The 6,543-nt window shown below is 40.7% G+C and carries 3 protein-coding genes; 1 reads left to right on the top strand and 2 read right to left on the bottom strand.

The window, feature by feature from the left end; genetic code table 11:
* Positions 1-270: 270 nt before the first annotated feature.
* Together BMW53_RS14160 and BMW53_RS14155 are read right to left on the bottom strand one after the other, a co-directional pair.
* Entirely contained in the window at positions 271-2,532 is a 2,262-nt protein-coding gene (locus BMW53_RS14160) for an inorganic phosphate transporter (RefSeq protein WP_038556601.1), read from the bottom strand.
* Positions 2,533-2,948: 416 nt separating this feature from the next.
* Entirely contained in the window at positions 2,949-5,219 is a 2,271-nt protein-coding gene (locus BMW53_RS14155) for an inorganic phosphate transporter (protein WP_038556603.1), read from the bottom strand.
* A 199-nt stretch (positions 5,220-5,418) separates the two neighbouring features.
* Here BMW53_RS14155 and BMW53_RS14150 point away from each other — a divergent pair, with 199 nt between their 5' ends.
* Positions 5,419-6,456, top strand: coding sequence for a sensor histidine kinase (locus BMW53_RS14150; RefSeq protein ID WP_038556605.1), 1,038 nt, complete (start codon positions 5,419-5,421; stop codon positions 6,454-6,456).
* The last annotated feature ends 87 nt before the right edge of the window (positions 6,457-6,543 follow it).

Genomic DNA, 6,543 nt, shown 5'->3' with positions numbered 1-6,543 from the left:
GCTCCTACCCTTTTGTCCCCGACGTAAAGTACGGGATTTGGCAAGCTCAACTGTCGACATTCCTGCCGGCAGGTTCCCTCAAAAAGGAAAAACGGCTTTTATTCAGAGCTAAATTGGCCAGGGATGTCATCTTTTTGAAAAGATGACACTGAAGGAACGCGATACAATCGCGCACCAGCGGGGGATACAATCGCGCACCAGCGGGATTGTCGTCAAAAAAAAAAGAGGAGACTTGCGGTCTCCTCTTTTCTTTCTATATGTTTACTATTTCTAGCTTCTTGTATGTGTAATAAAATCGCGCTCCGATTTTACCAGGTTAATCGAATGAAGCAACAGGTTTTCCAATTCGGTATGTATTTTAAAGTACAATTGCGAATTGCGCGTATTCACCAATTGTTGTTTTACACGTTTAAATTGTTGTTTCTCATTTTTCCGTAACAGTTCTATCACCAGGTCTATTTCATCAATCAGTACATCAATAGCCTCGAAGCGTTGCTCTTTAACCATTTTCGAAATCTTTTTCAGAACAGTAGTCACACTGGCAATTGTAGCCATTAATTCTATCGACTGCTCTTCAGTAAACGGTTTGTGATTGTTTTCCACATGCTTTATCATCGGGCTCAGCATATAGTGTACTGCATGCGCCATTTCGCGTTTGTGCTCAATCATCTGCACGTAATAGTGTGTTGTTTCTGCCGAGTTATCCATTAATTTCTCAGCAATTTTAAACACCTTATCCTTATTCTTTTTAGCCTTCTTCGAAAGAACTTTGCACGCCTCTTCAGCTTTACGCAAGCCACTTCTGTCTTCGGTTAAAAAGCTTTGCATTCCAATTTCAAGTATATCAGTGGTATTGTCAAGTCCTTTCAGAATTTGTTTGGCACTTTTTGCAATAATAACTTCTGTTTCATCTTCTTCTTTAATATTATCTTCTTCTTCGGCCACTTTTGCCTGCGCACGTTTACGGAAAAGAATCTGCGTTCTGATAACCATAAATAGGGCAACAGCAACAAATACAAAGATCATAAATTTCCCGCTCAGCGAAATAATCATAGCGATTAACCCGGCTACCGAGAAGGCGATTAATGCGGTTAAAAACCAGCCTCCAATTACGGCAAACACCCCCGAGATACGATAAACGGCGCTGTCGCGATCCCATGCACGGTCGGATAACGAAGTTCCCATTGCCACCATAAAAGTTACGTAAGTGGTAGAGAGTGGCAATTTTAACGACGTACCAAGTGCAATAAGAATACTGGCCACCACCAGGTTTACCGAAGCGCGAATTTTATCGAATGCCGGCGCCTCTTCATCGTCTTTGTAATATGAGAATTTTTCGAAACGCGATTTTAGCGTATTACTAACCGCCGGCGGCAAAGTATTCTGAACTTTTTTATTGAAGTTTGTAAATCCGCGCACCATAACACGTGCTGCCAACGACGATCCGAAACGCTCGTCGCCTGCATCCTGACGGCTAAGGTTTAATTCGGTTTCGGTAACGGCACGCGCCTTTTTCGACATGATTAAGGTAATAACCATAACCAGTCCTGAAACAATAAGCATATAGACTGGCGTGCTGCTTTTTCCGGCCAGATTTGCCATCGAAAACTGTTCGGCAGGCATTCCCGAGGCCATCCAATCCTGAAACGATTTAAATCCGGCTACCGGCACGCCAATAAAGTTTACAAGGTCGTTGCCCGCAAAAGCCATGGCCAGCGCAAAAGTTCCAACCATTACCACAACCTTCAGAATTTTAATATTGAATATCCATTTCAGCAACTGAATAAATACTACCCAAAAACCAAAACTAACCAACAATATCAATGCAACATTGTGATTAAAATAATCTTGCAGGGTTTCTCCCGATGCCAGCTCAACCCCGGCATACGACGAGCCTTTCATTCCTTTAATAACAATAAAATAGGTGATTGCCGTAATAGCAAGGCCACCAAAAATAGAACCCAAATATTTCATTGGCCCCCGGTAGCGGAATGAAAAGATAAACCGCGTAATGTACATAACCAGGGCACCAACCGTAAAGGCAATAAAAACCGACAGGAGAATACCTGTTATAATTGCCAGTGCTTTACTTGAGTTGATGTAATTCGATAATTCGGCGGCTACCGAAAGTCCCATTCCCTTGATTTTAACCGCGGCAACTGCCACTGCCGAGCCAAGCAACTCAAAAACAATACTTACCGTAGTTGATGTTGGCATCCCAAAGGTGTTAAACAAATCGAGAAGAATTACATCGGTGATCATTACGGCCAGGAATATGACCATGATTTCGGCAAAATAAAACTGATCGGGATGAAAAATCCCCTTTCGGGCAACTTCCATCATTCCGTTCGAGAAAGTGGCTCCAACCAGTACTCCAATACTGGCCATAAGAAAGATAACCCACTTAGGAGCAGCTTTCGATCCAATTGCAGAATTTAAAAAGTTAACTGCATCGTTACTTACTCCTACAATCAAATCGGAGATTGCCAAAGCAAAAAGAACGACCACCAGAATTAAATAAAAATTTTCCATTTATTCGTTTTTAATTATGCTGTCAGATTAATTGTCAATCTATACCTTTAATCATTTTGTAATCGCCGGCAAAGGTGTTTCAAAAACCAATTAGTTTTGTTACAATTCGATTACATTTTGATTACATTTTCGCCTCTAACGTGCAATATATGAATAAACCATGTTCGATTTCAAATTACGAAAAATAAAACATTCATGAATCCCGGGAATCACCAACAGGGCTGAAAGGATATCAATATTGTTTCACGCAAAGAAAAGAAGAAGCTCAAAATTCGCAAAGGCATAGAATCTGTTTTGCGTACTTTGCGAAAACTTAGTGATCTACTCTGCGTGAACTTTTTTTGTTTTTACCAAAGTGACTTTCATAAAAAAGCCGGAAAATTTATTCCGGCTTTTAAAATACTATGTATTGATTTTTAATTCTTTTGAACGGTATTGGTGATAAAATCACGGTAGGCTTTCATCAGATTTACGGTGTGCAGTAACAAGTACTCCAGCTCCGAAATTACTTTGAAAAACAACTGTGAGTTTCGCGTATTAACCATTTTATTTTTAATACGTTTTATCTGGTTTTTCTCCATCCTGTAAATTTGTTCCAGAATTTCGTCGCGTTCGTCAATCAGCTGCTCCAGGTCTTCAAAAGTTTTACCTTCCATATCCTTCAGCACCGATTTAAAGAACTCATCAATTCGTTTTGTTACTTCCCGCAATTCAACATGCTGTTCTTCAATAAATGGTTTATGATTGTTCTCAATGTGTTTAATCATTGGCTCGAGCATAAAGTGCACGGCATGTGCCATTTCACGTTTGTGCTCCATCATTTGCACATAAAAATGACTGGTATCCAACGCGCCTTCAGTGAATTTTGTAACCGTTGAATAAACTTTGTCGCGGTTTTTCTTCGATTTTTTCGAGAATTTTTTACTCGCCTCCTCTGCCTTTTTCAACCCCACTCTGTCCTCCTTCAGGAAGCTTTCAATTCCGTCGGTAACAATCAGGTCACTCGATTTTACCGCATTTACCATTTGTTTGGCACTTTTCTCCAGAATTTGCTCGTGTGCATCGGCTTCTACAATTTCTTCATCTTCTTCAGCGGCCTGCTGGTCACGCTTTTTCATCATGGTGTGTGTACGGATTACCATAACAATAGCTACAACCACAAACACGAAAATCATGAATTTACCACTCAAAGCAATTATCAACGCTACTACACCCGATACGGTAAAAGCAATTAAGGCCGTTAAAAACCAACCACCAATTACCGCAAAAACACCCGAAATGCGGTAAACGGCACTTTCTCGATCCCAGGCACGGTCGGATAAGGATGTACCCATGGCAACCATAAAAGTTACGTATGTAGTTGACAACGGAAGTTTTAGCGAGGTACCAATGGCTATTAAAATACTTGCCACCACCAGGTTTACCGATGCCCGAACTTTATCGAACGAAGGCGGATCCTGGTCGTCTTCGCGAACATACGAATGTGGTTTAAAACGCGAACTTACACCTTCGGTAACCGACGATGGCAGAACGCTTTTTAGTCGTTTGTTGAATTTTGTGGTTCCGCGAACGATTACCCGTGCGGCAAACGACGAGCCGAAGCGTTCGTCTCCTGCGTTCTGACGCGATAAATCGAGCGAAGTTGCAATTACCGACTTTGCCTTTTTCGACATGATCAGCGTTACAATCATTACCAGCCCTGCTATTAAAAGCATTTCAACGGGAGTTTCAACGGGTTTTGCAAGTTCTTTCATCGAGAAATCCTGTGGATCGCCTGCTCCTCCAGCTTTCCACTTTAGAAGTGAACTATACCCGGCCAGCGGCACACCAACAAAGTTTACCAGGTCGTTTCCGGCAAAGGCCATTGCAAGTGCAAAAGTTCCGGCCAGCACTACAACCTTTAATATTTTAATGTTGAAAATCCATTTTAACAACTGAATAAGAGCTACCCAGAAACCGAAACTATACAGCAACATTAATCCGGTGTGGGCTTTTACCCATCCCTGAACGGTCTCACCATTTGCCAACTCCATACTGGCAAAAGTTGATCCTTTCATTCCTTTAATCACAATAAAATAGGTAATTGCGGTAATTGCCAATCCCCCAAAAACCGCCCCAAAATATTTCATTGGCCCACGGTATTTAAAGGTAAACACCAGGCGGGTTAAATACTGTACAATTGCACCAACGGTAAAGGCAATAAACACCGATAGCAGGATTCCGGTAATAATAGCAAGTGCCTTACTCGAGTTAATGTATTGCGACAACTCCATTAAAGCAGATCCTCCGGCAGCCTTTATTTTAACCACCGATACGGCAACGGCTGCTCCAAGCAATTCAAAAACTATAGAAACAGTTGTTGATGTGGGCATTCCGAAGGTATTAAACATGTCGAGCAGAATAACATCGGTTATCATTACCGCCAGAAAAATGATCATGATTTCGGAAAAGACAAACATCTCGGGGTGAAAAATACCCTTTCGGGCTACTTCCATCATTCCACTTGAAAATGTAGCCCCAATTAGCACGCCTAAACTGGCCATTAAGAATATTACCCATTTGGGCGCTGCTTTCGAACCTACCGCAGAATTAAGGAAATTTACAGCATCATTACTAACTCCTACAATCAGGTCTGAAATTGCTAGTGCAAAAAGAACAACTACAAGAATCAGGTAAAATTTTTCCATTAAAATTTGGTTTTGATAAAGGTCGGCAAATATAAGGCATCAAAAAAGTTTAAACATTTTGTAATATTAATAAAATATTAACTAACCATGAAATTACCATTAACCAATTAATTACCACTTTTTTATACGGTTTTTGAAACCTTTATTTGCAAGGTTTTATTTTCGAGCAGCAGATAGTACATAAACATAATAACATTAAATGAGAACATATTCTTCGAAATTTCTGGCCATACTGGTTGCAATTGTTTTAACCTTACTGGCTTTCGGCATTGCGTTGCTGGCACACTATTTTGGCGAGAATATTTTGGCCATTATCGTTTCTACAATAGCCTTTTTTGCAGCCGCTTACTTTTCCATTTTATACATCATCAAGAAATACATTATCGATCGAATCCGGCCCTTGTATAACACCATTCGCGATTTGCCATTGAGTGGAAAGAAGATGGAGGAAAAAATCGACTCGAACAGTTTGCTGTTAAACGTAAAGTACGAGGTTGAAGAATGGGCAAAGACGCAATTAAAAGAAATTGAACGACTGAAAGAACTGGAAAAATACCGCAAAGATTTTGTTGGAAACGTATCGCACGAGCTGAAGACCCCAATTTTTAATATCCAAGGTTACGTGCTTACACTTTTGGAAGGCGGCCTGGAAGATCCCAAAATCAATAAACTTTACCTGAAACGAACCGAAAAAAGTATCGACCGGATGGTATCGATCGTTGAAGACCTGGAATCGATCACTAAACTGGAATCGGGAGAGTTACAGCTAAATATGACCCGTTTTGATATTGTAAAAACCGTTGAGGAAGTTATTGAAATGGAACACTGGCAAGCATCGGAAAGCCAGATTACAGTGCAAATTATCAACAAACCCGATCGGCCAATTTTTGTACGTGCCGACAAAAAACGTATTCTCGAAGTGGTTACCAACCTCATCGTTAACGGAGTAAAATATGGCAAAGAAAACGGCTATGTAAACATTTCGTTTCACGACTTGGAAGACAATATAATTGTTGAAGTTGCCGATAACGGAATTGGTATCGACAAAAAAGACCTTCGACGTATTTTTGAGCGCTTCTTCCGTGTTGACAAATCGCGTTCGCGCGAGCAAGGTGGCACCGGCTTGGGACTGTCCATTGTAAAACACATTATCGAAGCTCATAATCAATCCATTAATGTGCGCAGCGTGCTCGACCAGGGAACCACATTCAATTTTACACTCGAAAAGCAAAAGTAGCCCAATCAAAACTTTCCGTAAAAAAAAACGTAAGAGTGGCTATTAATTTGTATTTTGGTTCAGTTAAGCACTATCTTCGTTTCGTGT

It is taken from the genome of Draconibacterium orientale (assembly GCF_900111425.1).
Lineage (GTDB): Bacteria > Bacteroidota > Bacteroidia > Bacteroidales > Prolixibacteraceae > Draconibacterium > Draconibacterium orientale.
This window is presented reverse-complemented; position numbering and strand designations above follow the sequence as displayed.